The sequence below is a fragment of the Azoarcus sp. KH32C genome, assembly GCF_000349945.1.
Classification (GTDB): Bacteria; Pseudomonadota; Gammaproteobacteria; order Burkholderiales; family Rhodocyclaceae; genus Aromatoleum.
Window position 1 is genome coordinate 257,626 of sequence record NC_020548.1, and the last position, 23,169, is coordinate 280,794.

Annotated in this window: 23 protein-coding genes and 1 pseudogene; 8 read left to right on the forward strand and 16 right to left on the reverse strand. The window is 68.6% G+C overall.

From position 1 onward, the window contains the following. Positions 1 to 45 precede the first annotated feature (45 nt). On the forward strand, positions 46 to 936 hold the full coding sequence (locus tag AZKH_RS23980) for a LysR family transcriptional regulator (protein WP_015451890.1): 891 nt from the start codon (positions 46 to 48) through the stop codon (positions 934 to 936). A 4-nt stretch (positions 937 to 940) separates the two neighbouring features. On the opposite strand, the gene folE is transcribed toward AZKH_RS23980, so the two are convergent. From folE to AZKH_RS24025, 9 genes and pseudogenes are all read right to left on the reverse strand, one after another. Beyond that, positions 941 to 1,630 (reverse strand): GTP cyclohydrolase I FolE, encoded by a 690-nt coding sequence (gene folE / locus AZKH_RS23985; protein WP_156822330.1) that lies wholly within the window; start codon positions 1,628 to 1,630, stop codon positions 941 to 943. Between the two features lie 25 nt (positions 1,631 to 1,655). After that, positions 1,656 to 2,969: an alanine racemase gene (locus AZKH_RS23990; RefSeq protein WP_015451892.1), complete on the reverse strand. Its 1,314-nt coding sequence runs from the start codon at positions 2,967 to 2,969 to the stop codon at positions 1,656 to 1,658. Continuing rightward, entirely contained in the window at positions 2,959 to 3,663 is a 705-nt protein-coding gene (locus AZKH_RS23995; RefSeq protein ID WP_015451893.1) for an HAD family phosphatase, read from the reverse strand. The genes AZKH_RS23990 and AZKH_RS23995 overlap by 11 nt, the downstream gene beginning before the upstream one ends. Positions 3,664 to 3,776: 113 nt before the next feature. Then, positions 3,777 to 5,006 (reverse strand): annotated as a pseudogene (pabB, locus tag AZKH_RS24000) (aminodeoxychorismate synthase component I); the annotation flags it as partial. A 139-nt stretch (positions 5,007 to 5,145) separates the two neighbouring features. Next, a complete protein-coding gene (fae, locus tag AZKH_RS24005) occupies positions 5,146 to 5,676 on the reverse strand; it encodes a formaldehyde-activating enzyme (RefSeq protein WP_015451895.1) in 531 nt (176 codons plus the stop codon). Between the two features lie 26 nt (positions 5,677 to 5,702). Next, a complete protein-coding gene (locus AZKH_RS24010) occupies positions 5,703 to 6,533 on the reverse strand; it encodes a formylmethanofuran dehydrogenase subunit C (protein WP_015451896.1) in 831 nt (276 codons plus the stop codon). After that, a complete protein-coding gene (gene fhcD / locus AZKH_RS24015; protein WP_015451897.1) occupies positions 6,530 to 7,471 on the reverse strand; it encodes a formylmethanofuran--tetrahydromethanopterin N-formyltransferase in 942 nt (313 codons plus the stop codon). The genes AZKH_RS24010 and fhcD overlap by 4 nt, the downstream gene beginning before the upstream one ends. Further along, entirely contained in the window at positions 7,468 to 9,144 is a 1,677-nt protein-coding gene (locus AZKH_RS24020) for a formylmethanofuran dehydrogenase subunit A (protein WP_015451898.1), read from the reverse strand. Before AZKH_RS24020 ends, fhcD begins: the two co-directional genes overlap by 4 nt. Next, the gene (locus tag AZKH_RS24025; protein WP_015451899.1) at positions 9,141 to 10,418 is read right to left on the reverse strand and encodes a formylmethanofuran dehydrogenase subunit B; all 1,278 of its coding nucleotides are present in this window, start codon (positions 10,416 to 10,418) and stop codon (positions 9,141 to 9,143) included. Before AZKH_RS24025 ends, AZKH_RS24020 begins: the two co-directional genes overlap by 4 nt. A 335-nt stretch (positions 10,419 to 10,753) precedes the next feature. Here AZKH_RS24025 and AZKH_RS24030 point away from each other — a divergent pair, with 335 nt between their 5' ends. Next, complete coding sequence (locus AZKH_RS24030; RefSeq protein WP_015451900.1) at positions 10,754 to 11,764, forward strand: beta-propeller fold lactonase family protein; 1,011 nt, start codon at positions 10,754 to 10,756, stop codon at positions 11,762 to 11,764. Between the two features lie 139 nt (positions 11,765 to 11,903). Then, positions 11,904 to 12,425, forward strand: a complete 522-nt coding sequence (locus AZKH_RS24035) for an SRPBCC family protein (protein WP_015451901.1) — start codon at positions 11,904 to 11,906, stop codon at positions 12,423 to 12,425. A gap of 137 nt (positions 12,426 to 12,562) precedes the next feature. On the opposite strand, the gene AZKH_RS24040 is transcribed toward AZKH_RS24035, so the two are convergent. Further along, positions 12,563 to 13,189, reverse strand: a complete 627-nt coding sequence (locus AZKH_RS24040) for an HD-GYP domain-containing protein (RefSeq protein WP_015451902.1) — start codon at positions 13,187 to 13,189, stop codon at positions 12,563 to 12,565. Continuing rightward, on the reverse strand, positions 13,189 to 13,395 hold the full coding sequence (locus AZKH_RS24045) for a hypothetical protein (protein WP_015451903.1): 207 nt from the start codon (positions 13,393 to 13,395) through the stop codon (positions 13,189 to 13,191). The genes AZKH_RS24040 and AZKH_RS24045 overlap by 1 nt, the downstream gene beginning before the upstream one ends. A gap of 267 nt (positions 13,396 to 13,662) precedes the next feature. On the opposite strand from AZKH_RS24045, the gene AZKH_RS24050 reads away from it, so the two are divergent. The 5 genes from AZKH_RS24050 to AZKH_RS24070 all read left to right on the forward strand — a co-directional run bounded on the left by AZKH_RS24050 (position 13,663) and on the right by AZKH_RS24070 (position 19,322). Then, complete coding sequence (locus AZKH_RS24050) at positions 13,663 to 14,295, forward strand: B12-binding domain-containing protein (protein WP_015451904.1); 633 nt, start codon at positions 13,663 to 13,665, stop codon at positions 14,293 to 14,295. Continuing rightward, entirely contained in the window at positions 14,292 to 15,344 is a 1,053-nt protein-coding gene (locus AZKH_RS24055) for a uroporphyrinogen decarboxylase family protein (protein WP_015451905.1), read from the forward strand. The genes AZKH_RS24050 and AZKH_RS24055 overlap by 4 nt, the downstream gene beginning before the upstream one ends. Positions 15,345 to 15,357: 13 nt before the next feature. Further along, positions 15,358 to 17,130: a sensor histidine kinase gene (locus AZKH_RS26485; RefSeq protein WP_015451906.1), complete on the forward strand. Its 1,773-nt coding sequence runs from the start codon at positions 15,358 to 15,360 to the stop codon at positions 17,128 to 17,130. 77 nt (positions 17,131 to 17,207) lie between these two features. Beyond that, positions 17,208 to 18,812 carry an ATP-binding protein gene (locus AZKH_RS24065; protein WP_172642517.1) on the forward strand — a complete coding sequence of 535 codons (1,605 nt, stop codon included), beginning with the start codon at positions 17,208 to 17,210 and terminating at the stop codon, positions 18,810 to 18,812. 201 nt (positions 18,813 to 19,013) lie between these two features. After that, a complete protein-coding gene (locus AZKH_RS24070; protein WP_015451908.1) occupies positions 19,014 to 19,322 on the forward strand; it encodes a hypothetical protein in 309 nt (102 codons plus the stop codon). 43 nt (positions 19,323 to 19,365) lie between these two features. On the opposite strand, the gene AZKH_RS24075 is transcribed toward AZKH_RS24070, so the two are convergent. From AZKH_RS24075 to AZKH_RS24095, 5 genes are read right to left on the reverse strand one after another with little or no spacing between them, the layout of a single operon-like run. Further along, complete coding sequence (locus AZKH_RS24075; protein ID WP_015451909.1) at positions 19,366 to 20,319, reverse strand: MBL fold metallo-hydrolase; 954 nt, start codon at positions 20,317 to 20,319, stop codon at positions 19,366 to 19,368. Continuing rightward, positions 20,320 to 21,153: a quinoprotein dehydrogenase-associated SoxYZ-like carrier gene (locus AZKH_RS24080; protein WP_041657900.1), complete on the reverse strand. Its 834-nt coding sequence runs from the start codon at positions 21,151 to 21,153 to the stop codon at positions 20,320 to 20,322. Continuing rightward, positions 21,144 to 22,103, reverse strand: coding sequence for a quinoprotein relay system zinc metallohydrolase 2 (locus AZKH_RS24085; protein ID WP_015451911.1), 960 nt, complete (start codon positions 22,101 to 22,103; stop codon positions 21,144 to 21,146). The genes AZKH_RS24080 and AZKH_RS24085 overlap by 10 nt, the downstream gene beginning before the upstream one ends. Further along, positions 22,088 to 22,438, reverse strand: coding sequence for a hypothetical protein (locus AZKH_RS24090; RefSeq protein WP_015451912.1), 351 nt, complete (start codon positions 22,436 to 22,438; stop codon positions 22,088 to 22,090). The genes AZKH_RS24085 and AZKH_RS24090 overlap by 16 nt, the downstream gene beginning before the upstream one ends. 2 nt (positions 22,439 to 22,440) lie before the next feature. After that, on the reverse strand, positions 22,441 to 23,169 hold the full coding sequence (locus AZKH_RS24095; protein ID WP_051071806.1) for a hypothetical protein: 729 nt from the start codon (positions 23,167 to 23,169) through the stop codon (positions 22,441 to 22,443).

Here is a 23,169-nt window from a genome sequence, read left to right on the forward strand (position 1 = left end):
CTTCCCCCTTGCCTTCGTTCATCCGAGCGCCGAAGATCCATCGCCATGATCGCCCGCAAATATCTCTACCTGATCGCCCTCGCCCGCGAAAAGCATTTCGGGCGCGCCGCCGCGTGCTGCCACGTCTCGCCCTCCACGCTGTCGGCGGCGATCCGCGGCCTCGAAGACGAGCTGGGGGTCGTGCTCGTCGAGCGCAGCCAGCACTTCGCCGGGCTGACACCCGAAGGCATGTGCGTCGTCGAGCATGCGCAACGCATCGCGGCCGGCGCCGAGGGGCTCAGGCAGGACATGGCGCGGCTCAAGGGAGGTCTCAGCGGGCGGCTGCGCATCGGCGTGATCCCGACCGCGCTGACCGTCGTCGCGTCGCTGACGGCACCGTTCGCGCGAAAGCATCCGCGCGTGGATATCGAGGTGCTTGCGGCGGCGACGGGCGACATCCTCGCGCGGCTGCGCGCCTTCGAGCTCGACGCAGGCATCGTCTATAGCGCGTCGGCCGGCGCCGCGGATCTGCTTGCGACACCCGTCTGGCAGGAGAACCACGTGTTCCTGACCGCGCCGGGCGGGCCGCTGGCCGGGCGCGACTCGGTGAGCTGGCGCGAGGCCGCGCATTTCCCGCTGTGCCTGCTGACGCGCGACATGCAGAACCGCCAGACGATCGACGAGGTATTCGCGTCGCTCGACTGCCAGCCCAAGGTGAGCCTCGAGACGAACTCGATCATCACGCTGCTCGCGCACGTGTGCGCCGGCCCGTGGGCGACGATCGTGCCGCGCAGCGTGCTCGACCTGATCGGCGCGCCGCGCGACGTGCAGGTGTTGCCGCTGACGGAGCCCGCGGTCGCGTGGGAGACCACCGTCGTCACGCTCGCGCGCGATCCCAGCCCGCCGATGGTCGCGGCGCTCGTCGCCGAAGCGCGCAAGCTCGGCGGGGCCGAGTAGGCGTTCAGCCATAGGTCGGCGTCTGCGCCGCGGCGCCGCCGACGAGCGCGAAGAACTCGCGACGCGTCGTCGCGTTCTCGCGGAAGGCGCCGAGCATGCGGCTCGTGATCATCGCGACACCCGGCTTGTGCACGCCGCGCGTCGTCATGCACTGGTGCGCCGCCTCGATGACGACCGCCACGCCCTTCGGCTGCAGCACCTCCTGCAGCGTGTCGGCGATCTGCACGGTCATCTTTTCCTGGATCTGCAGCCGCTTCGCGTAGGCGTCGACGAGGCGCGCGAGCTTCGAGATGCCGACGACGCGGTGGCGCGGCAAGTAGGCGACGTGCGCGCGGCCGATGATCGGGACCATGTGGTGTTCGCAATAGCTTTCGAAACGCACGTCGCGCAGCACGATCATCTCGTCATAGCCCTCGACCTCCTCGAAGGTGCGGGCGAGCAGCGCCTTGGGATCGACGTCATAGCCGGCGAAGAACTCCTCGTAGGCGCGCACGACGCGGCGCGGCGTGTCGCGCAGGCCTTCGCGCGCCGGATCGTCGCCGGCCCAGCGCAGCAGCGTGCGCACCGCGGCCTCGGCTTCCTTGCGCGTCGGGCGCGGCAAGTCCTTCGCCGCTTTCGCTGTCTTCGGCTGTCGGGGCAGTTTCGCGGGGGATTGGGCGGGCAAAGCTGCGGGTTCGATGGAAGGGGTCGGCATCCAGGCGCCGTCGGTGTCGCGCTCGTCAAGCATGTTCTGTCTCCTGCAACTGCTGATGGGGATGGGGGCGGGTGCCCGCGCGCCGGGCGGGCCAATCCGTGAGAAGTTCGGCGGACGGGGGCCGGCCGAGAAAGGCTTGCGGGCTCGCGCTTGCACCGTAGGCGCCGGACTGGAACACCGCGACGAGGTCGCCGGGCCCGGCGGCCGGCAGTTCGATGTCTTCGGCCCAAGTGTCGTGCGGAGCGCACAGGGGTCCGCAGACGGTCACGCGTTCGGTGGCGCGGTCCTCGGTTGCGCCGATGAGCACGAGCGGGAAATGCAGATGGCGCCGGCCTTCGAGGGCGCCGGTCGCGTGCCAGTGGTGATGGGCGCCGCCGTCCAGAATCAGGAAGACACGGCCGCGCGACTCCTTGCGCTCGACGACGCGTGTCAGGTACAGGCCGGCCTCGCCGACGAGGTAACGGCCGAGTTCGAGCGCAAGGCGCGCATCGGGCAGCACCCGCGCGGCCTCGCGGGCGGTCGCCCGCAGCGCGTCGCCGAGGGCCGGAAGGTTGAGCGGCGCCTCGCCGGGGAAGCAGGGAATGCCGAGCCCGCCGCCGAGATTCAGCAGGCGTACGGGCGCGGGCGCGAAGGGCGCGAGCTCGCAGGCGAGGCGCAAGGTTGCGCGCTGCGCTTCGGCGATCGCGAGCGCATCGAGGCAGCGCGAGCCAGCATAGACATGGAAGCCCTCGAAGGCGAGCGGCAGGCGCCCGATCTCGGCAAGCACCGCGGGCGCGGCTTCGCTGTCGACGCCGAAGCGGCGCGGGCCGCCGCCCATGCGCGCATCGGCCGCGAGGCCGAACGGGGGATTGATGCGCAAGGCGATGCGGGGGCGACGGCCGCCGGCAAGCGCCGCGAGCCGCCGCGCCTCGCCGAGCGATTCGATGACGACGAGCGCGTCCGCGGCGACTGCGGCGGCGAGGTCCTCGTCGCTCTTGCCCGGCCCCGCGACGCTCAGCTTGTGCCCGGCGACGCCGGCGCCGAGCGCGATGCCGATCTCCGCGGCCGACGTGACGTCGCAGCCGTCGACGAGCGGGGCGACGTGCGCGACGACGTCACGGTGCGGGTTCGCCTTCAGCGCGTACAGCAGGGCGAGGCCGGCGGGCAGCTCGTCACGCAGCTCCGCGATCCGGCGCTCGATCAGCGGCGCCGAGTACAGGTACAGCGGCGTGCCGTGGCGTTGCGCGAAAGCTTCGAGCACGGACGCGCCGGAGCCGTCCGCGAGCTGCCAGTCTTGCAGCAAGGCGGGGAGGAAGTCCTTCAAGCCACGGCCGGCCGACGCGACAGCTTCAGGGCGCATCGCCGAGCTCCTCGACGATGCGCCAGCCGCGCTGCGCGGCCTCGGCTCGCAACCTCGGATCGGGCCGCACGGCGACTGCCTCGTCGACGCGGGCAAGCAGCGGCAGGTCGCTCGCCGAATCCGAATAGAAGGTCGAGTGCGCGAGATCGGCCCAGCCGACGCCGAGCCCGGCGAGCCACGCTTCGACGCGCGCCACCTTTTCGGCGCCGTGGCACAGTTCGCCCTCGACCTCGCCGGTGAAACGGCCGTCGCGCACTTCGGCCCGGCTCGACAGCAGGTCGTCGATGCCGAGCAGGCGCGCGAAGGGCGCGGCGACAAAGTCGTTCGTCGCGGTGACGAGGGCGCAGAGGTCGCCGCGCGCGCGATGCGAGGCGACGAGCGCGCGCGCGGCCGCGGGAATCGTCCCGGCGACCGTCGCGGCGAAGGCCTTCCCCCACTCGTCGAGCTCGGCGAGCGAAAAGCGCGCGAGCGGCGCCATTGCGATGCCGTGCAGCAGCCGCACGGGCAGCTCGCCACGCACGTAGCGGCGGCAGCCGTCGAGGTAGCGCTCGGCGACGGCCGCTTCGAGCGCGCCGCGATCGACGAGGAAATGCAGCCAGGCCATCCCGCTGTCGTAGGGGATCAGCGTCAGGTCGAGGTCGAACAGCGCGACCCGCGGGCTGGATTGGGCCGATCGCGCGGCCGCCGTCCTCATGCCGAGTTCGCCACGCGGCGCGGCGCCTCGTCGGCGGCACGCGGCCGACGCTTTGCCGCACGACGCAGCTTCGCAGGCACGGCCGACGCAGGCACCTCGGCATGATCGGCTACCAGCCCGGTCAGGAAACGGGCCTTCAGCGCGCACTCGGCGAATTCCTCGGGCGCCGTGCTGTCGATGACGATTCCCGCGCCGACGCCCATCTGCCCGCGCCGCAGATGGCCGTGGGCCGCGCCGAGTGTCAGCGTGCGGATCGCGACCGACAGGCAGAAGTCCCCGCACGCGGCGTCGCCGCGATCCGAGCGTGGCGCATCAATCCAGCCGATGCTGCCGGTGTAGAGCCCGCGCGGCGTGCTCTCCAACTCGCCGATGAGCTGCATCGTGCGGTGCTTCGGCGCGCCGGTGATCGAGCCGCAGGGAAAGAGCGCGCGCAGGATCGCCGGGAAGCCGACCTCGTCAGGCAGTTCGGCCTCGACCGTGGAGGTCATCTGGAAGACGGTCGTGTAGGGCTCGATCGAGAACAGCGCCGGCACACGCACGCTGCCGACGCGCGCGATGCGGCCCAGGTCGTTCCGCAGCAGATCGACGATCATCAGGTTCTCGGCGCGGTTCTTGATGTCCTCCTCGAGCAGCCGCGCGAGCTCGCTGTCGACTTCGACGACCGGGGCGCGGCGCGACGTACCCTTCATCGGACGCGTGACGAGCCGCCCGCCTTCGTGTCGCAGGAAGAGCTCGGGCGAGCACGACAGCACATGGCTCGGCCCCGGTCCCGGCGGCAGTCCGATGAAGGCGCCGTAGGCGACCGGTTGCCGCTCGCGCAGCCGGCGGTAGAGCGATACCGGCGAACCGAACACGTCGAAGTCGAGGCGGTAGGTGTAATTGACCTGGTAGGTCTCGCCTTCGCCGATCGCGTGGTGGATGCGCGCGATCGCTTCATCGAAGGCCGCGCGGTCAACGCTCGCACGCGGCGCGAGGATAGCCGCCGGCTCGGCGTGATCCGCGTCGTAGGGATAACCGGCGCGACCGTCGACATCCTGTGCGAGCAGCCAGTCCTCGACCTCGGCGGCCGAGAGCTGGGACAGCTCCGCGAAGATGAGCACGCGCAGCGCGCCGCCCTGAGCGGCCGGCCGGGTGTCGACGCCCTGCAGGCGCGCGCCCCATTCGTAATCGGCCAGCACGACCGCGTGGCCCCCGGTGCGCTGGTCACGCTCGACGGCGCGCCAGACGGCGTCGAGCGTCGCGGGATCATCGCAACGATGCTCGCGCACGAAGCCGGTGTAGAGCCGGCTCGTCGGGTGCGTCGCGGTGGCATTGCAGTCGTCGAGCAGGGCAAAGCAGGCCATGGGGGTCTCCTGCGTAGGTTGAGTTGAAGCCGACTTTGCCAACTAAGCCAACATTCGGCGTAGTCGGAACCGACCTTGTTGAGCCTCGCTGCGCTCAACCCAGGCTATCGGTTCCGAAAACCGTGCCGTCGGCCGCGGGTCAGCTCCAGTCGTCCATGTCGTGGCGGATCGTGTGACGGTTGGCGATCAGCTCGTCGACGCTCGGCTCGTTGGCGAGCGCGCGGCGGATCGCGAGCTTCGTCGCCTCATAGTTCGTCCGATACATGTCCTTCTTGTCGAGCTCCGCATGCGTCGCGCAGCGCGGATCGATCCACACCAGGCTGATGATGCACAGGCGGTTCGCCTCTTCGCGCGGGATCACGCCTTCGATCAGGCAATCGACGATGGCGTCCGCGGTCGCCGACTGCACGACGCCGCCGAAGAGCTCGATGTTCGCGCTGTCCTTCAGCGTGACCTTCGGCACCATCATCGTCGCCGGGCGCACCAGCTGGTTGCACGCGCGGATCGCGAACATCGCGGTGTGGCCCTTGCTCTGCGCCATCATGTTCGCAAAGGCCTGGCCGACCGGGCCGTCGGTGCGGCCGATCAGGATCTCCGGCATCGCGTCGGTGTATTGGCCTTCGGCCGCCAGCACGGTCGCTTCGCCGGCGTGAAAGGTGTAGTCGCTCATAAGTACTCCGTGGATAAAAGCTTGGATCAGGCCGGCAGCAGCCATTCGCCCTTGCCGTCCGCGGCGAGGTCGCCGACGAAACGGCGCGGATGGGTGGCCGCGAGGGCGGCGAACGGACCGCCGTGTGCCGCGAGGTTGCGGGCGAGCAGCGTCCAGATGACCTGCACGTCGTGACCGGTCGGGACGAAGGCCGGCGGCGGCTCGGGCTGCGGGCCGGCGAAGATCAGCGTGCCCCGACGCATGCCGTAGCCGCAGTGCGCGCCGACCTCGCCCGCGACGGCGATCGTGCCGGCGACGAGCCTTGAGGCGAGGAAGTCGCCTGCGTCGCCGAACACCAGCGCCGTACCGCGCCGCATGCGGTCGCCGAAGCGCGCGCCGGCGTTGCCGCGCACAACGAGGAGCCCGCCGCGCATGCCGTCCATGTCGCCGGGCAGCGCGCTCGCGGCGTAGTCGCCCACGTCGCCCGCGATCTCCAGCCGCCCGCCCGCCATCTCGCACGCAGCGAGCATCCCGGCGCTGCCGGCCACGACGATCTCGCCCGCCGACATGCCGGCACCGAGGTAGTCGCCGACATCGCCCTCGATGCGGATGCACCCCCCGTCTAGCCCGCGGCCGACGCCGTCGCAGCGCGACAGGTCGCCTTCGAAGACCAATTCAGCGCTGTCGCTGGCCAGCGCTTCGACGGCGAAGAACTCGCCGAGCGGCACCTCATCGTTGCCGTGCCACAGCATCTTGCGCGCGACGTCGGAGGGCGTGGCGCCCGCCAATGCGACGGGCGTGAGTCCGGCGAGATCGAGCCGCAGCGCGGGTTGCGCGCGCAGCCGCAGACGGAATGCGGAGCTTGAATTTGCGCTCACTGGACTTCCCCCCCGAGCAACGCGTGCAGCCGGTACAGGTAGGGCCCGAGCTTGCCGCCGTAGTTGCCGGCCGAGATGCGCCGCACGCCGGCCGCCGCCCCCCGCGCGACGATCGTTTCGATGCCGACGCGCATCGCCGCCGCGACGTCGCCGTCGGTCAGGCCATCGATGACGATTTCCATCACGCAGCCGATCTCGCTGCCCGGCTCGGCCGCGAGTTCGGTCCGCTTTGCGAGCGGCGTCAGTGCCGGGCAGAACGCATCGTTGCTGGAGGCCGGCAGCGAAGCGTATTTGCTGCCGATCTTCGAACCCGAGCGCACGACGCCGCCGGGAAAAGGCAGGATCACGTTGGGCAGCGCCCGCATCGCCGCGACCGCGATTTCGGCCGCGCCGAGCGCCGCTTCGGTGTCGCGCGCGAGGATCAGCAGGTTGCCGCCACCGACCGCCTTCACGACCGGCGTCGTCTCCTCGGCGACGAACTCCCCGTCCATCACCGGCACGCGCCAGTAGCGTCGGCCGTCGATCATCTTCGAGATCTGCCAGCCGTCGCCGAAGAAGCGCAGGTTCTTGCCGAGCGCGACCGGCTCGCCGTCGTCGAGGCCCGCATAGACCGCCGTCGTCGGGCAGGTCAGCACGCACTGGCCGACGCGCCGCTCGATCTGCTTCGCGAGCTCCTTGCCGGACATCGAAAACAGCAGCACCGACACGCCCGGCCGGCCGTCCGGCGTCTCGTCCGAACCGAGCACGCGCTCGATCCCCGCTTCGCAGCCGCAGGCGATCACCGAGGTCGCGAAGCCGGTCAGCGCGACCGCCGCGTGGTTCGCCCAGGTCGCGTTGTGCGCGGTGATGACGAGGCGCGTCGCCTTCATCGGGAAGGCTTCGGCGAAGGTGTCGTCGATGGTGATGCCGTTGATTTGCACGACCGTCGCGGCGCTCATTTGTTGCCCCCCCGCCCGTGCATCGGACACTGCAGCAGGCGCCCGCCGTTCGCGCAGCTGCACAGCTCGTCGCGACCGATCGCGGCGTGCCGCCGGCTCGTCGCCAGGTGCTCGTCGGCGTACTTCGCGAGATCCCGCTCGATTGCCGGATCGAAGTCCGGCTCGAGGAAGTGCGTGCCGCCGACCGGCGTCGCGACGATGCGCCCCGCCCGCGCGACGAGCTCGCCGTCCTTGAACACGTACTCGGGCGTCGCGAACATCGCCTCGCGATCGGCGTCCTCGCGATACACGGCGATATCGGCCGCCGCACCTTCGCCGAGCTGGCCGCGATCGGCGAGCCCGAGCAGCCGCGCGGGTGCGGCGCGCGTCATGATCGCGATCTCGTAGAGGCTGAGTTCGCGGCGGATCTCACGCAGCGGCGCGGCTGCGGCGACCTCGGGGTGCAGCTTCGCGAGCTGCTCGTCACGGAAGGATTTGTCCATCAGCAGGCGGATCAGGTGCGGATAACTCGTGAAGGGGCCGCCGTTCGGGTGGTCGGTCGTCAGCACGACGCGCCACGGGTCGTCGACGAGCAGGAAGAGCTCCAGCCCGATCGCCCACTGCAGCGCATTGACGAAGCTCTGCTCGCGGTAGCGGAAGGGCACGATGCCGCAGCCGGCGTCGCACTCGATGTCGGCGCCGATCCACTTGCGCGGGCTGCCGAGATCGGCGTTCGCGTGCTGGCGCATCGTGTCGCCGGACGCCGTCACGGTCTGGCCGAAGATGATCTGGCCGACGTCGATGCTGACGTTGCGATTCGCATTCACCGCTTCGGCGAGCTCGCGCGCCGCCGACGAGAACTTGCGCGGACCTTCGGTGCCGTAGGCATGGAACTGCACGTGCGTCAGGTGCGCCGGCAGCCCCTCGAGTGCCGCGATCGTCGCGAGCGTCGAGCCGATGTTGCCGGGCACGCCGAGGTTGCTCGCGTGGATGTGCAGCGGATGCGGCACGCCGAGCTCGTGCAGCGCGCGCGCGAGCGTCTGCACGACGCGCCGCGGCGTGATGCGCCAGTGCGCGTGGTCCTCGTCGACGTCGAGCTTCCTCTGGTTGAACTTGAACGCCGAGATGCCGCCGGGATTGACCACCTTGACGCCCATCGCGCGCGTCGCGTGGATCGTCCAGCCGACGTAGTCGCGGATGCGCTCGAAGTCCTGGCCCTCGGCGAGCATGCGCAGCATCAGCTCGTCGTTGCCGAGCATCACGTAGGCGCCATGGTCGAGGATCGGCGTATCGCCCATCTCCATGTGCGCGTGACGCGCGTTCGATACCGCCATCGCCGGCTCGAACGCCGCCGTGTAGCCCATCTCCGCGTAGCGGTAGCCGGTTGCGAGCGTGCCCGGCGTGCAGCAGCCGGCGGACGCGAGCTCCAGCGGATTGTCCGGCGCGCGATTTGCGCGGTGGTCCTCGGGCAGCAGCATGCGCGCGAGATTCACCTTGCCGCCGCCGATGTGCGTATGCATGTCGATGCCGCCTGCCATCACGACCATGCCCGAGGCGTCGTACTCGCGATCGACCTTCTCCGCCGGATGCAGCGCGACGATGCGCCCGTCGCGCACGCCGACGTCGCGGATCTCGCCGTCGATGCCGTTGGCGGGGTCGATGATGCGGCCGCCCCTGAGACGCAGCGTGCTCATCGCGCACCTCCTTCGCTCGCGGCCAGACGGGATGCAATGTCCCCGGCAACGTCGGCCACGCCGGGCAGTGTGTCCTCGTAGATCGGCGCAAGCGGCAGCACGACGCCGCCGTCGGCGCGGAAGAGATGTCCGGCCGAGCCGATGCCCGGCGTCGACACCGGGATGAAGACGGTATTCGCCCGCGTCGCGGCTTCGAGTCCCGGGTGGCCGAGCACCACGAGCGGCAAGTCGGTGGCCGGCGGCGCGAGTTCGGGCGTGAACGCCGACACCCACAGCACCGCATCGACGGCCCGGTGCGCGAGGAGCTGCGCCGTCGCGTAGCGCTGCGGCTCATGCACGAGCCCGCGTTTGTGCACGCCGGTCCGCAGCGGCAGGCCCGAGAGCCAGGTCGTGACCTGGTTCGCCGTGTAGCCGCCATCGCCGCCGCCAAGGCAGAACGCCGCCGCACGCGTCGTGCGGTTCAAGGTATTCACGATGCGCTGGATCGTTTCGGCGACGAGCGCGCCATGTGCCGGGAGGCTCCCCGATTCCCACACGACGACCGTGTAGCGCGCGCCCAGCATGCGGGCGACGAGCGCGTCGAGCGCGGGATCGCTGGACGCCATGCGACGGCCGGCGAGCCGTGCGGCGAGGAGCGCGACGGTGTCGAAGACGTTGCCGGCGAGGCCGATCTCCTCCACCGTGACGCCTCCGAGCCCCGGCGCTGCGGTATCCGCATTCGCGCCGACGAACACGACGTGACGCTCGGGCGCATCCGCGGCTGGCGCCGTGCGGCGAAAGAACTCCGGATAGTGATCGCTCGCGTTCGTGCCGAGGCAGACGACGAGGTCGGCGCGGTTGCGGATCTCGGCGAGCGTCGTATAGAACACGCCGCGGTCCTGCAGCGCGCGCGTCGAATGCATCAGCGCGTCGCCGTTCGCGTGGTCGAGGATCGCACCGCAGCCGTTCGCCAGCCGGTACAGCGCGCGCATCCCCGCGACGTCGGTCGCGAGCCCCGCGAAGAGTGGCTGACGACTCGCGGCGAGGATCGCGGCGGCGGCAGCGACGGCGCTCCGGTGGTCGGCGGCGCGTCCGTCGATCCGCGCCGTCGCAGACGCAAGCACGGCGGCGAAGTGGGACAGAGCAGCCGTCGCACGCGGGCAGTCGCTATCGACCAGCGTTGGCCGCGGCGCGTCCGCCAGCGAAAAGCCGTCGCAGGACAACGGGCAGAACGGGCAGGTCCAGGGCCGGCCCGTTGGCGCGTCGGAGGTTGGGGAAGCAGTCTTGGCAGTCATGGCCAGAGCTAAGGCAAGCCATATGCCACCCAAGCCCGACGCGGCCTGTGCCGCCGAACGGCGCGCGAAGCGCCCCCCGGCTCAACACTGTGTCAGCGCCGCCCACTGCGGAGCCGGGACACAGTGTCACAGGAGCGCCTGCCGGGCCCGTCAATGCGCCGCTGCCCACTGCTGGCCGAACCGCCGCCCTCCCTCTCCCCAAAGCAGGCGAGGGGAAACATCGGCGCGCTACCGGCAACTGGCATGAATCCTGATAGGGGGTCTGGTAACGGCTCAGCGCGACTTCGCACCGCGGCCATTTACTCCTATCGACCAGGCCCCCGATCCGCACCACCATGCCGTCTGTCCGCCACCTCGCAAGCTCCCTCCCGCGCCGCACGGTCGCCCGCCGTACCGTGCTCGCGCTGGCCGCGTTCGCGCTGCCGGCGGGTGCCGCGCCGACCGCCTACATCACGAACCAGGGCTCGCACGACCTCAGCGTCATCGACGGCGAACGCCTCGCGGTCGTCGATCGGATCGCCGTCGGACGCTCGCCCGCCGGCATCGCGGTCAGCACCGCGAGCGGCAAGGCCTTCGTCAGCAATCCGGACAGCGCGACGGTCAGCGTCATCGACCTCGCCACCCGCCGCGTCGCCGCGACGATGCCGATCGACGGCGTGCCGCTCGGCATCGCCGCCTCGCCCGATGGCAGCCGGCTCTATGTCGCCGCGTGGCAGACGGACCGGCTGCACGTGTTCGCGACCGACGACTACCGGCCGCTCGCGAGCATCGCGGTCGGCCGCTCGCCCGCCGGCATCGCCCTGTCGCCCGACGGCGCAACGGTCTTCGTCGCCAACCGCGACGACAACGACATCGGCGTCATCGACGCCGCCACCCTCACGCTCACGCGGACGATCCCGGCCGGCCGCCATCCCTTCGCGCTCGGCGCGAGCCCGTCGGGCCGGCATCTCCTCGCGCTCAACGTCTATGGCGACGACGTCACCGTCATCGACGCCCAACGGCACACCCCGCTCGCGACCCTCGCGGTCGGGCGTGCACCCTACGGCGTCGCGTTCGACGACACCGGCCGGCGCGCCTTCGTGACCAACCAGCAGGCGGCGAGCGTGTCGGTGATCGACCTCGATGTGCAACCGCCCCGCGTCGCCGCGACCTGGGCGACCGCCGAATACCCCGAAGGCGTCGCGTTCGACGCCGGCCGGCTGTGGGTCGTCGGCTGGATGGACGACGTCGTCGCGATCCACGACAGCAGCTCCGGCCAGCGCCTCCGCGAAGTCGCCGTCGGCCGCAATCCGCGCGGCTTCGGCGCCTTCCTCGCCACGACAAGCCACAGCGGGGCAGCGCGATGACGCCGCTCGCTCGCCACGATCCTCACCCTCTCCCTCTCGGCGACCAACCCGCAAATGCGGAACGGCTACGCCCCCCCTGCCCGCCCATCCCTTTCCGGGCAGGGGGCTCTTTTTATTCCCCTCCTGGAGCGACACCATGATGCGCAAGACACTGATCGCCGCCACGCTGCTGTGCGCCGTCACCGCCGCCTGGGCCCACGGCCCGACGCGCCAGAAAGTCGCCGAGACCGTCACGATCGCGGCGCCTCCGGAAGCCGTGTGGGACCGCCTCAAGGACTTCGCCGCGTTGCAGACCTGGCATCCGGCCGTCGAATCCTCGCAGACGACCGCCGGCAACGAGATCGGCTCGGTGCGCACGCTGAACCTGAAGGGCGGTGGCAAGATCGTCGAGGAACTGACCCGCTACTCCGCCGAGGAGCACCGCCTCGCCTACAAGATGACCGACCCCGGCCCGGTCCCGGTCACGAACTACAGCTCCACGCTGAGCGTCGGCCCCGGCGATGGCAACACGACCGTCGTCGAATGGAAGGCCGGGTTCTATCGCGGCGACCCGAACAACAACCCGGCCCCGGAGCGCAACGACGACGCCGCAATCGCGGCCGTGACGGGCATCTACAAGGCCGGCCTGGACAACCTGAAGAAGCTCGCCGAGGGCAAATAGATGCGCGCGACGGCACAAAAATCGAGATGAAGGGTAACGAAATCTCGCGCGCTCAAGCGCTCTACCAGATCTACCGGGGCGGTTGAGTCTTCGCCTGAGACGCACAACGATTCGGCCCCGCAAGGGGCCGAATCCTTTTACGGATCGGACGGGCCGAGCCGAGCCTCCATGCATTTGCTCTCCACCATGCGCCGCAGCACGGCTTCCTCGGCCGCGAATGCCTCGGTCGCAACCGGATCGAACTGCTTGCCGGCCGAACGCAGGATTTCTTCCCGTGCCGTCTCGAAGCTCAGCCCTCGCCGATAGGACCGGTCCGAGGTCATTGCGTCGAGCGTGTCGATCACCGCGAAAAGCCGCGCCCCGAAAGGAATCTCCTCGCCGCGCAGGCCGCACGGATAGCCCTTGCCATCGAAGCGCTCCTCGTGGGACAGCACAATCCCGGCAGCGGTCTCCATGCCCGGCAAGCGGCTGACGATGCGGTAGCCGTCCTCGGGGTGGCGGCGCATCATCGCCCACTCGGCCGCGTCGAGCGGGCCTTCCTTGAGGAGGATATGGTCGGGCACGCCGATCTTGCCGATGTCGTGGAGCAGAGCGCCCCAGTAGATCTGGCGCAACTCTTCCGGGGTCTCGGTGAAGCGGCGCGCGAGGACCAGGGTGTGGCAGGCCACGCGCCGCGAATGCAGGCCGGTTTCGTGCTCGCGCAGATCGAGGGCGTCGGCTAGGGCTTCAACGAAGCCAGCTACGCCTTCTGGAAAATCCGGCATCACCGTGACTGCCGCAGGCGCTGCTTCATGGTACGCAACTGCCGCTCCATCATGTCCATGCGCCGCTCCATTTGTTGCATACGTTCCACCATGGCCTCGTGGCCGCCGGGCTTCACCATCATTTCGCCGCAGTCCATCATATCGTGCATCGGGCCGTTGATACCGCCCATGGCCATCTGCTGACCGAGCATCATGCTCTCGCGCATGGTCTGTGAATATCCGGGTCCGGCCCCTTTAATCGGCCGCGTGACGAACTGATGGAGGGCGGCAGTTTATGACTTTTGCCTTAGATCAACATAGCCTCCGGATGCATTCGGTATGATCCTCTTGCCTCGTCCGTGACGACGCTCGGAGGCGTCTACGGATTTCGGGGCGATTCACGCTAAATCCATCGATGCCGCACTCCTCTGCAGGCCCCGGGAGGATTGGCGGGCAAAAGAGAAGCCCAACTTCACTGAAATTAATGGGAAGCGATGGATGAGTTGATCACGCGATTCCGTGATGCACTGGTAACACTCGATCGGAACCATGCCGAGAGGCTTTTCCAGCAAGCCTTGGCCTCCCATTCCCCGCTGGCCGCGGTCGAGCAGTTGGTGGTGCCTGCGCTGGAACTGATTGGCCGGGACTGGCACGAAGGAGGCATCGCCCTCTCGCAGGTGTACATGAGCGGACGCACCTGCGTGGAACTCGTCGAGCGCGTGCTGCCGCCCACCGACCCAGACCGCAAGAACCCGCTGCGCTCGGCCATCGTCGTACTCAATGACAATCACATGCTCGGCAAGCGCATCGTCTATTCGGTGATGCGCGCCAGCGGCCACGAGTTGTTCGACTACGGCCGCCTGGATGTTGATCGACTGGTCGAGCGCGTGTCGGCTGACAAGATCCGCGTGTTGCTGATTTCGGTCCTCATCCTGCCTTCCGCGCTCAAGATCAAGGAAGTGTGCGCCAGATTGAAGACGGCCGTCCCCGACATCAAGATCCTAGTGGGCGGCGCGCCCTTTCTGTTCGACGACCAGTTGTGGCAGGAGGTGGGCGCCGATGCCATGGGCCATAGCGCCGCCGATGCCGTCGCCATCGTTGACCGCTGGATGGGAGAGATGCAATGAATTCCATGCAGCGCACGCTGACCGCCCTGGGCCAGCAGGAACCCGACCGCGTACCGCTTTTCCTTCTCACCACGCTTCATGGCGCGAAGGAACTCGGCATGACGATCGAGGAATACTTCAGTCGGGCCGAGCACGTCATCGAGGGCCAGTTGCGTCTCCGGCGGAAATATCGCGCCGACTGTCTCTATGGCTTCTATCACGCCTCGATCGAAATGGAGGCGTGGGGCGGCAGCACGATCTACCTGCCCGACGGCCCGCCGCAGAACGGGCGGCCGGTCATCGGGAGGCGCGAGGATATCGATGCGCTCCAGGTGCCCGATGTCGCTGCTGCGCCGGGCCTGCAGCGGGTGCTGGCCACCCTGCGCGGCCTCAAGGCGGCGGTCGGCGACACGGTCCCGATCATCGGCGTCGCAATCTCGCCGTTCTCGCTGCCGGTGATGCAGATGGGCTTCGACAAGTACTTCGAGCTGATCTATGAAGACCCGGCGCGCTTCGAAAAGCTGATGGAAGCCAACATCGCCTTCTCCGTCGCCTGGGCCAATGCCCAACTGGCGGCGGGCGCGACCGCGATCTGCTATTTCGACCCCGTGTCCTCGACGACCAACCTCCCGCGCGAGCTGTATCTCAAGACCGGCCAGCGCGTCGCCAAGCAGGCGATTGCCCAGATCAAAGGGCCGACCGCGACGCACATGGCCTCGGGACGCTGCCTGCCGATCATCGGCGACATCGCCCAGACGGGGACTGCGATCGTCGGCGTCAGTGGGCTGGAAAACCTGGCCGAACTCAAAGCGGCCGCCGGCAAGCGTGTCAGCCTGCTCGGCAACCTGAATACCGTCGAGATGCGGCGCTGGACGCCGGCGCAGGCCGAACTCGCAGTGAAGCGCGCGATTGCGAGCGCCGGGCGTGGCGGCGGCTTCCTGCTCGGCGAGAACCACGGCGAGGTGCCATGGCAGGTGCCGGAAGAGGTGCTGCTCGCCATCGGCGATGCCGTCGAGCGCTGGGGACGCTATCCGCTCGACTGGGTCGAGGAATGGACCGACAGCCCGTAAGGGCGGATATCGCATGGCCGGCAAGCTCTGTCTTTTCTGCTGCCACACCTTCCACTCAGAGGTCGCCGCTGGCGTAGCGGAGGAGGACTGGGATGACGTGGTGACTGCGCCCTTTCCAGCCCGTTGCGGGCGGCCGCCCGTGAATTGGGACGAGTTGCGCCCGCTCCTGCCGAATGGGTGCACGCAGGTCGCTGTCCTCGGTCGCGCCTGCCTGCGTGGGCTGGGCGTCCCGCCCTCCGACTTCCCGAAGGTCCGACTCCTCTCGGCGAAGCAATGCTTCCACTGGGTCGCCGGGGAAACCCTGGTGGATGAAACCATCGGCGGCGGCGGCTACCTGATGACGCCGTCCTGGCTCGCCGACTGGCGCAGCCACATCCGGGAACTGGGCTTCGATCCCTACAATTCGGTCGAGCTTGCCGATTTCTTCCGTGAATCCGCCAGCGAGATGGTACTGCTCGACACCGGACGGAGTTCACACAAGAACGCGGACACCGACGCCCAGTTGGCCGCGTTGCAGGCGACGGTGCAGTTGCCGGTACGGCGCGTCACCATCGGACTCGAGACCCTGAGGCTGAAACTCGCCCGGCCGGTGCTCGAATGGCGGCTGGCGCAAGAGCAGCAGGCCCGCCGGGAATACGCACAGCGCCATGTCAGGGAACTGGCGGATCACCTCGCCGCCATGGACATCCTGGTGCGACTGGCGAGGACGCAAATTGAATCGGAAGCCATCACGGCCATCGAGGATCTCTTCCGCATTCTCTTCGCCCCGGGCTCGCTCTATTACCTGCGCGTGGTGAACGACGTGCCCGTGTCGGAGGGGCAGATCCCTGCTCCTCTGCTGGATGCGATGCGGGCCCTGCGTGGTGATCACGCCCGGAGTCCGGACGGCCGGGGCTTCCTCCTGCGCATCGCCAGCGGCGAGGATACGTTGGGCATCATCGCCCTTGAGGAGATCGCCTCGTCGCAGTCGAGCGAGCACTACCTCAATATGGCACTGGCGCTCACCGGCGTCTGCGGGCTGGTGATCGACAATGCGCGCAATAGGAAGCGTCTGATCGAGTCGGAGAAGATGGCCGCGCTCGGCGTACTCATTGCCGGCGTCGCCCATGAGATCAACACCCCACTCGGTGTCGGGCTGGCCGCCGCCAGCATGCTGCGTGAACGCTCGCGTCGCCTCGCCGAGCGCTTCGACGCCCGCAGCATGACGCAGTCCGAACTGACCCACTACTTCGAGACAACCCAAGCCGGCACCGAACTGTTGTGCCAGAACCTGGAGCGGATCGGCAACCTCATCGATGCCTTCCGCCAGGTGGCCGTCGATGGCAAGACCTCGGACAAGGCGCGGTTTCGCCTGCGGGATTGCATCGACGACGTGATTCGCAGCCTCGGCGACCAGCTGCTCGCAGCCGGCATCCCGGTGCAGATCGACTGCGATCCGGCGCTTGAAATCGAAGGCGTCGCCAGCGATTGGGGCAGCATCTTCGTAAACCTGATCGTCAACTCCCTCAAGCATGGCTTCAAGGATCGAGCCCAGGGCAGCATCGCCACGCGCATCGTCAGCGATGCAAAACGACTGCGGGTGGATTACCGCGACGATGGCTGTGGCATGGACGCCACGACTCGCGCGCGCATTTTTGATCCCTTCTTTACCACCGATCTCCAGCACGGCATGGGGCTCGGCATGCACCTCGTATACAACCTGGTCACGCATCGCATGGGCGGCAACATTCAGTGCGACAGCCAACGTGGTTACGGTGCTCACTTCGTCATCGAGATTCCCCAATGAGCGCCCGCTACAACTTCGCTGACCTGTTCGCTCCCGAGTTGCTCCAGACCGAAGCCCTCTCCCCGCCGCCATGGAAGGTGCTGCTGGTCGATGACGAGCCGGCGATTCGGGCAGTATTGCGCCTCGCGATGCAGGACATCGTCTTCGATGGACGCACACTTCATTTGCTGGAGGCCCGATCCGGCATCGAAGCCAGGGCCCGACTGGACGAACATCCAGACATCGCGCTCGTCCTGCTCGACGTCGTGATGGAAACAGAGCACGCCGGTCTCGACCTCGTGCGCCACATCCGTCAGGAACTTTCCAACCGCTGGATGCAGATCGTGCTCGTCACCGGTCAGCCCGGCTATGCGCCCCAACGCGCGGTGATTACCGACTACCAGATCGACGGCTATCGCCTCAAGTCGGAACTGACCGCCGACAAGATCTTTGTCTCGGTCTATGCCGCGCTGCGCACGCACCAGGCGATGCTTGATCTGGCGCAGCAGCGTCAGCAGTTGGCTCAGGTCAAAGTGGAACTCGAGCAGCACCGACGGCACCTGGAAATGCTCGTCGAAAAACGGACCGCCGATCTTGCGGCGGCGACGAAGGCGGCGGAGGCTGCAAGAATCGATGCCGAACGGGCGAACAACAGCAAGTCCCGTTTCCTGGCCGCCGCCAGTCATGACCTGCGGCAGCCGCTTTCGGCCGTGAACCTCTACATCGATGTCCTTCGGGCCAAGAGCTCTGCCGCCGACCGGCCGCTGCTGGCCAATCTGAAGGAATGCGTCGGCAGCCTGAACGAACTGCTGACCGACCTGCTCGATCTGTCCAAGCTCGACGCGGGCGTCGTCACGCCGAGCATCGTCGATTTTCCCATCTCCGATGTCCTGAGCAATCTTCAGTCCGTCCACGCGCCCGATGCGCAGGTGAAAGGTTTGCGCCTGCGCTGCGTCAAATCCGGTGTGACAGTCCGCACCGACGCGGTCATGTTCCGGCGAATGCTCGCCAATCTGGTATCGAACGCGATCCGTTACACCGAACGCGGTACCGTGCTGATCGGCTGTCGGCGGCGGCAGGGGAAACTCTGGGTCGAGGTGTGGGATACCGGAATCGGGATTCCCGAGGACAAGACGAAGGAGATCTTCGAGGAGTTCAAGCAGCTCGACGAGGCGCGAACCCGCGGCAGCGGGCTGGGCCTCGCGATCGTCGACAAGTCGGCAAAGCTGCTTGGCCTCGGCGTCCGTGTGCGATCAACGCCCGGCCGGGGGTCGATGTTCGCGATCGAAGCGCCGCTCGGGATCCAGGCGAGCCAAGGCCCCCTGCCGCAACCCGGCCGCCGCTCGCTTCGCATCGCCCTGGTGGAAAACAACGAACAAGTTCGCCAGGCGCTCGAACTCGCATTGCAGGCGACCGGCCACCTAGTCGTGTCGGCTGCAGATTGCCGCTCGCTTCTCGCCCGGTTCGACTGCTGGTCGCCCGACGTCTTGATCTCGGATTACCGGCTGTCGAACGGGGAGACGGGATTCGACGTGATTACCCGCGTCAGGGCCAAGTTCGGCGAGGATCTTCCGGCGGTTCTCATCACCGGCGATACCGATCCGAATCTGATCCGCAGCATGGCCGGTCGCGGCGTTGTCATTCAACACAAGCCCCTGCAGATCGACGCCCTGCAAGCGTGCATCCAGGGCTTGGCCGGCTGAAGTCTGCGGTCGGCGGCGTTCGCCTGTCGGCATAGGTTGTGGACGGGATCTTATGCGCCCATAAACACGCTTATCTTGCTGCACTGCAGCATTTCCGCGTAATATGTGCGGGTTCAAGATTGATTCCGCGGATAACAAGTGTGCTGCACAACGGCACGCCGCAACCCCGGCCAACCTTTTATGACCTGAAAGGAGCCCACCATGAAACTGAAACCCGCAATCGCACTCGGCACGGCTGTGCTGTTGGCCGTCAGCTTCGGCGCATTGGCCGAGCCGGCCGAAGATACCGCGCCTTACGGCAAGCACCTGACCTCGATCGAGGCCGTCGCGAAGTCCCGTCCGGGATCGTTCGACGTCTATATCGATGCGCCGACGGGATTCGCCTTCGTCAACACCCCCGCCGGCTGGAAGTTCACGCGGAAGGTACAGGACGACTCGCCGGTGCTCGCCGAACTGCGACTCCGGCAGAGCGGCGAATTGCTGACGAGCGCAGCGCAGTCGCAGCAATAAGACAAAGGCCGCAATTGCGGCCTTTTTTCCGTTCCGCCCTCGCCTACGGGCGCACGGTTCGCGCCGCCGCATCGAATTCCGCGCGTTCGAGCGCCAGATACCGGTAATGCACGTTCTGCCGATGGACCTGCGGGTAGCCGGCCCATGTCGCGTACGCCGGCATCGCGACGCCCTCCACCGCCTCCGATAGGCTCGCGCCGGCCGCATATCGTCGCCGCACTTCGGTATCGAGCTCGACAAGGTAGGCGCGTAGCGCCGTCGCGGCCTCGACGGCAACGACCGGCCCGTGGCCGGGGACGACCCGGTGTATCGGCAGTGCCGCGATGCGGTCGAGCGCGGCGATCCATGCGGTGACGTCGGCGTCGCGCACGAGGGGCACCCGGCCGATGATGACGAGGCCGCCTGCGAACAGGATGCCGTTCGCGCGGTCGAGCACCGCGACGTCTCCAGGCGTGCTCGCCCAGCCGAAGTCGAGGAGTTCGACGCTGCGGCCACCGAGATCGATCGAGCGGTCCCCGGGAGCGAGCGGGTCCGGCCGCGGCACCCACGAGCCGGCCATCGCGTCGGCGCCGTGGGCCTCGACGAAGTGCTGCAGACAGATCGCGCAGCGTTGTGCGATGAGCTCCGCCGTACGGGCGTGGGCGACGACCGGGATGCCGGCATCCTGCAGCGAGTTGGCACCGAACAGAAATTCCGGCAGGCCGTGGGAGATCAGCGCGAGCCGTAGGGGCCGGTCCGTCGCGCGGCGCGCCGCGGCGAGGGTTTCATGGCCCTGTCGGGCCGAGGCGCCGGTGTCGACGAGCAGCGCCGCATCCTGGCCGACGAGCAGGCCGACGTTTCCCGTATCCGCGTCGGGCGGAGCGGCCGCGGCGAGCGACGGGCCGGGCAGTACGAAGGCGCCGGGCGCGAGCGCGATAAACTCCGCGGCGTGGGCGCTTGCGGCGGACACCAGCACAGCGACGGCAAGCAGCAGCCCGCCGAGCGCGGCCGCGCGCACTCAGACTCCGTCGCGGCGGGGAGCGACCGGGACGCGGCTCTCGAATGTCCGGCCTTCGGTATCCACGACCTCGGCCGCGAGTTCGCCGTTGCCGCCGCCCTCGCTGCTGAACAGGAAGCGGAAACTCGGGTTTTCGCTGATCGAGAAGTCGACGTCGGCTTCGAGCACCGGCTGGCCGCGGTAGCGCACCGTCACCTGTCGCACGAAATGCGCCTTCGGATAGAGCCGCGTGATCTGGTCCATCGCGAGTCCCGACGTGTTCGGGTGGCTGATCATCAGCTGCGCACGCCGCGGTTCGCCCGCGTCGTCGACCTTCAGCCTGATGCGCCCGAGGTTCGCGGCGGCGGCGACGGGATCCTTGCCGGCGGGCGCCGAGCATCCGCCCGACGCCTTCACGAAACGCGTCGCCATGTGCAGCGAACCGTCTTCGAGTTCGGCGATCGCGCGCACATACCCGTACTGTTCGACGCGCACGCGCGTCTCGACATCGGCGCGCCCGCTCGCGGGCGCAAAGTGCAGGGTCGCCGCAAGCGGCGACGGATTGCCGTCGATGACGAGCCATACCGTCTTCACGCGCCGCGCGCTCGTCTGGTCGAGGCGGCTGCGCACGGAGAGCGGCACGATCGCCGCGTCCTCGGCGCGGGCCGGCGCCTCGAGCACGAGCGTACCCTCGTCCGCCGCGGCGATCGGCCGCGCTCCGAAGAGCGCCGGGCGCAGCCGTTGCCAGACGGCATTCGCTTCGGCGTCGTCGGGCGCCGCATACGCCGATCCGCTGCCGGCAGCAAAGGACAGGAGGATCCACAGCAAGGGGCCGAGCATCGTCGCTACTCCCATTCGAGCTCCGCATACGCGGCGGTGAGATTGCGCCGATGGTAGGTCTCCGCGAGCGCCCAGCCCTCGGCATCGGTCGGGTCGGCGGCGTCGACGGTTTCGCCGAGCGTCTTCCCGGCCGCGATCGCCTCGCGGACGCGGGTCACGACCTGCCCGAGATAGCGCGATTGCGCATCGAGCGAGGCCGGCCAGGGTGGCGTAACACGGCCATGCCCGGGAATGACTCGCGACGCCGGCAGCTCGCGCAGCCGCGCGCCGACCTCAAGCCAGCCGTTGATGCTGCCGTCGACGGACGGGATGCGCTCGTCGAACAGCAGATCGCCGAGCCACAAGGTTCCGCTCGCCTCGTCGAACACCGTCAGGTCGTTATCCGTGTGCGCGGTCGGCCAGCGCTGCAGGAGCAGCGTGCGGCCCCCGAGATCGAGCCGCAAGTGATCCTCCACGAGCAGGTCCGGCGCGACAATACGGCTGCCGGCCGCGGCGTCGCCGAGCGCAGCGACGAGTGCCGCCTCATAGTGCGCGGCTCGTGCGGCAAGGGCTTCCGGCAGGCGTGCGGCGCCCACGAAGCGGGCGGCGCCGTCGGCGAACGCGGCGTTGCCGAAGACGTGATCCGGGTGCATGTGCGTGTTGATGACGTAGCACACCGGGCGGTCGGTCGTCCGGCGGACCGCGGCGGCGAGCGCCTGGCCGACCGGCAGACTCCCGCCGGTGTCGATGACCGCGACGCATCGCTCGCCGACGATGAAGCCAACGTTCGCGATATCGCCGCCGTTCGCGCGCGACGTCTCCTCGTGACGGCCGACATGCACGAAGAGGCCGGGCGCGGCCTCGACGAGCTCGAACGGCGTGACGGCGCCGCCCTTGGCCGGCGCGAGCGCGGCGAGGGCGGCGCAGGCCCACGCCGCGAGGTGTCGCGCCGCCGGGAAGGCGCCGCGCCTCAGCTCATCAGGCACGCCTTGCGCGCGTCCGCCTGGAGCGCGCGAAACTTGGACGCCATTTCCTTGCCGGCACCGTATGCGCGCATCGTCTCGCCACGCTCGCCGCCGATGCTCAGCGCGTTGGCCGAGGTCGAATACGCCACGTACTGATCATAGGAGATGCGCTGCGCGATCGTGTCGATCATGCAGGTGCACTTGTAGATGTTCTCCTGCGCCGGCCCATGGGCGTCGCGCGCGCAGCCGAGCACGTACTCGACGCGGTCGAGGGTCGGGAAGTCGTTCGCGGCGACGGCCGCCGGCGCCCAGGGCACCAGGCCGCAGGCGAGTGCGCAAAGCAGTTTCTTGATCATCGCTATTTTCCCTCCGTCATGTAGCCCGGTGCCTGCCGCGGCCCTTCATCACCACCCTTGCCGCCGGCTTCGCTGCGAAGCGTCACGACTTCTTCGATCAGCGGCTGGCCGCCGGCCGCCGCGGCGACCTGCGTGCTCAGTTCGTACACGCCGCCGGGCACTTGTGGCGACAGCGTGAAACGATAGGTCTTGCCCCCCATTCCCCGCAGGCGCTCCTGCTCCGCGTCGGCGGCATACGGGCGGATCTCCACGCGCGTCGCGGGCAGCGTCTTGCCGGCGTAGCTGACGACGACGTTCGATACTTGCGCGCCTTCGGCGAGCGCAAGCCGGATGCGGCGGCGGAAGTAGTTCTCCTGCCCGCCGAGCCGTCGGTGCATGTCCCGTACATCGGCCTCGAGGAAGTACAGGATCAGCGGATTGCTGGACGGGTGCTCGACATCGGGCAGCGCGAGATGCCGTTCGCCGTGCAGGTAGTCGACCTGCACGACACGCCCTTGGCCCTTGTCGCGGCGCGCGTTGAGGACTACCTCGTCATCGACCTCCGGCTGGCCGGCCTCAGTGCGGCGGTAGCGGTAATGCAGGCTCGCCGTGGCCGGCAGGTTGTCGAGATGCGCGTCCTCGAACACCCTCCGCTCGGCCTCGGAGATCGGCGCAGTGTCGGCCGCGGTTACCGGTGCCGCCGCGACCAGCGCAGCGAGCAGCGGGATCGGCCACAGCAGGCGTCGCATCAT

What these genes read in the sequence shown, in the direction of transcription:
- AZKH_RS23980 (WP_015451890.1), top strand. Translation starts at nt 46, where the DNA reads ATGATCGCCCGCAAATATCTCTACCTGATCGCCCTCGCCCGCGAAAAG.
- folE (WP_156822330.1), bottom strand. Translation starts at nt 1,630, where the DNA reads ATGCCGACCCCTTCCATCGAACCCGCAGCTTTGCCCGCCCAATCCCCC.
- AZKH_RS23990 (WP_015451892.1), bottom strand. Translation starts at nt 2,969, where the DNA reads ATGCGCCCTGAAGCTGTCGCGTCGGCCGGCCGTGGCTTGAAGGACTTC.
- AZKH_RS23995 (WP_015451893.1), bottom strand. Translation starts at nt 3,663, where the DNA reads ATGAGGACGGCGGCCGCGCGATCGGCCCAATCCAGCCCGCGGGTCGCG.
- fae (WP_015451895.1), bottom strand. Translation starts at nt 5,676, where the DNA reads ATGAGCGACTACACCTTTCACGCCGGCGAAGCGACCGTGCTGGCGGCC.
- fhcD (WP_015451897.1), bottom strand. Translation starts at nt 7,471, where the DNA reads ATGAGCGCCGCGACGGTCGTGCAAATCAACGGCATCACCATCGACGAC.
- AZKH_RS24020 (WP_015451898.1), bottom strand. Translation starts at nt 9,144, where the DNA reads ATGAGCACGCTGCGTCTCAGGGGCGGCCGCATCATCGACCCCGCCAAC.
- AZKH_RS24025 (WP_015451899.1), bottom strand. Translation starts at nt 10,418, where the DNA reads ATGACTGCCAAGACTGCTTCCCCAACCTCCGACGCGCCAACGGGCCGG.
- AZKH_RS24030 (WP_015451900.1), top strand. Translation starts at nt 10,754, where the DNA reads ATGCCGTCTGTCCGCCACCTCGCAAGCTCCCTCCCGCGCCGCACGGTC.
- AZKH_RS24035 (WP_015451901.1), top strand. Translation starts at nt 11,904, where the DNA reads ATGCGCAAGACACTGATCGCCGCCACGCTGCTGTGCGCCGTCACCGCC.
- AZKH_RS24040 (WP_015451902.1), bottom strand. Translation starts at nt 13,189, where the DNA reads ATGCCGGATTTTCCAGAAGGCGTAGCTGGCTTCGTTGAAGCCCTAGCC.
- AZKH_RS24045 (WP_015451903.1), bottom strand. Translation starts at nt 13,395, where the DNA reads ATGCGCGAGAGCATGATGCTCGGTCAGCAGATGGCCATGGGCGGTATC.
- AZKH_RS24050 (WP_015451904.1), top strand. Translation starts at nt 13,663, where the DNA reads ATGGATGAGTTGATCACGCGATTCCGTGATGCACTGGTAACACTCGAT.
- AZKH_RS24055 (WP_015451905.1), top strand. Translation starts at nt 14,292, where the DNA reads ATGAATTCCATGCAGCGCACGCTGACCGCCCTGGGCCAGCAGGAACCC.
- AZKH_RS26485 (WP_015451906.1), top strand. Translation starts at nt 15,358, where the DNA reads ATGGCCGGCAAGCTCTGTCTTTTCTGCTGCCACACCTTCCACTCAGAG.
- AZKH_RS24070 (WP_015451908.1), top strand. Translation starts at nt 19,014, where the DNA reads ATGAAACTGAAACCCGCAATCGCACTCGGCACGGCTGTGCTGTTGGCC.
- AZKH_RS24080 (WP_041657900.1), bottom strand. Translation starts at nt 21,153, where the DNA reads ATGGGAGTAGCGACGATGCTCGGCCCCTTGCTGTGGATCCTCCTGTCC.
- AZKH_RS24090 (WP_015451912.1), bottom strand. Translation starts at nt 22,438, where the DNA reads ATGATCAAGAAACTGCTTTGCGCACTCGCCTGCGGCCTGGTGCCCTGG.
- AZKH_RS24095 (WP_051071806.1), bottom strand. Translation starts at nt 23,169, where the DNA reads ATGATGCGACGCCTGCTGTGGCCGATCCCGCTGCTCGCTGCGCTGGTC.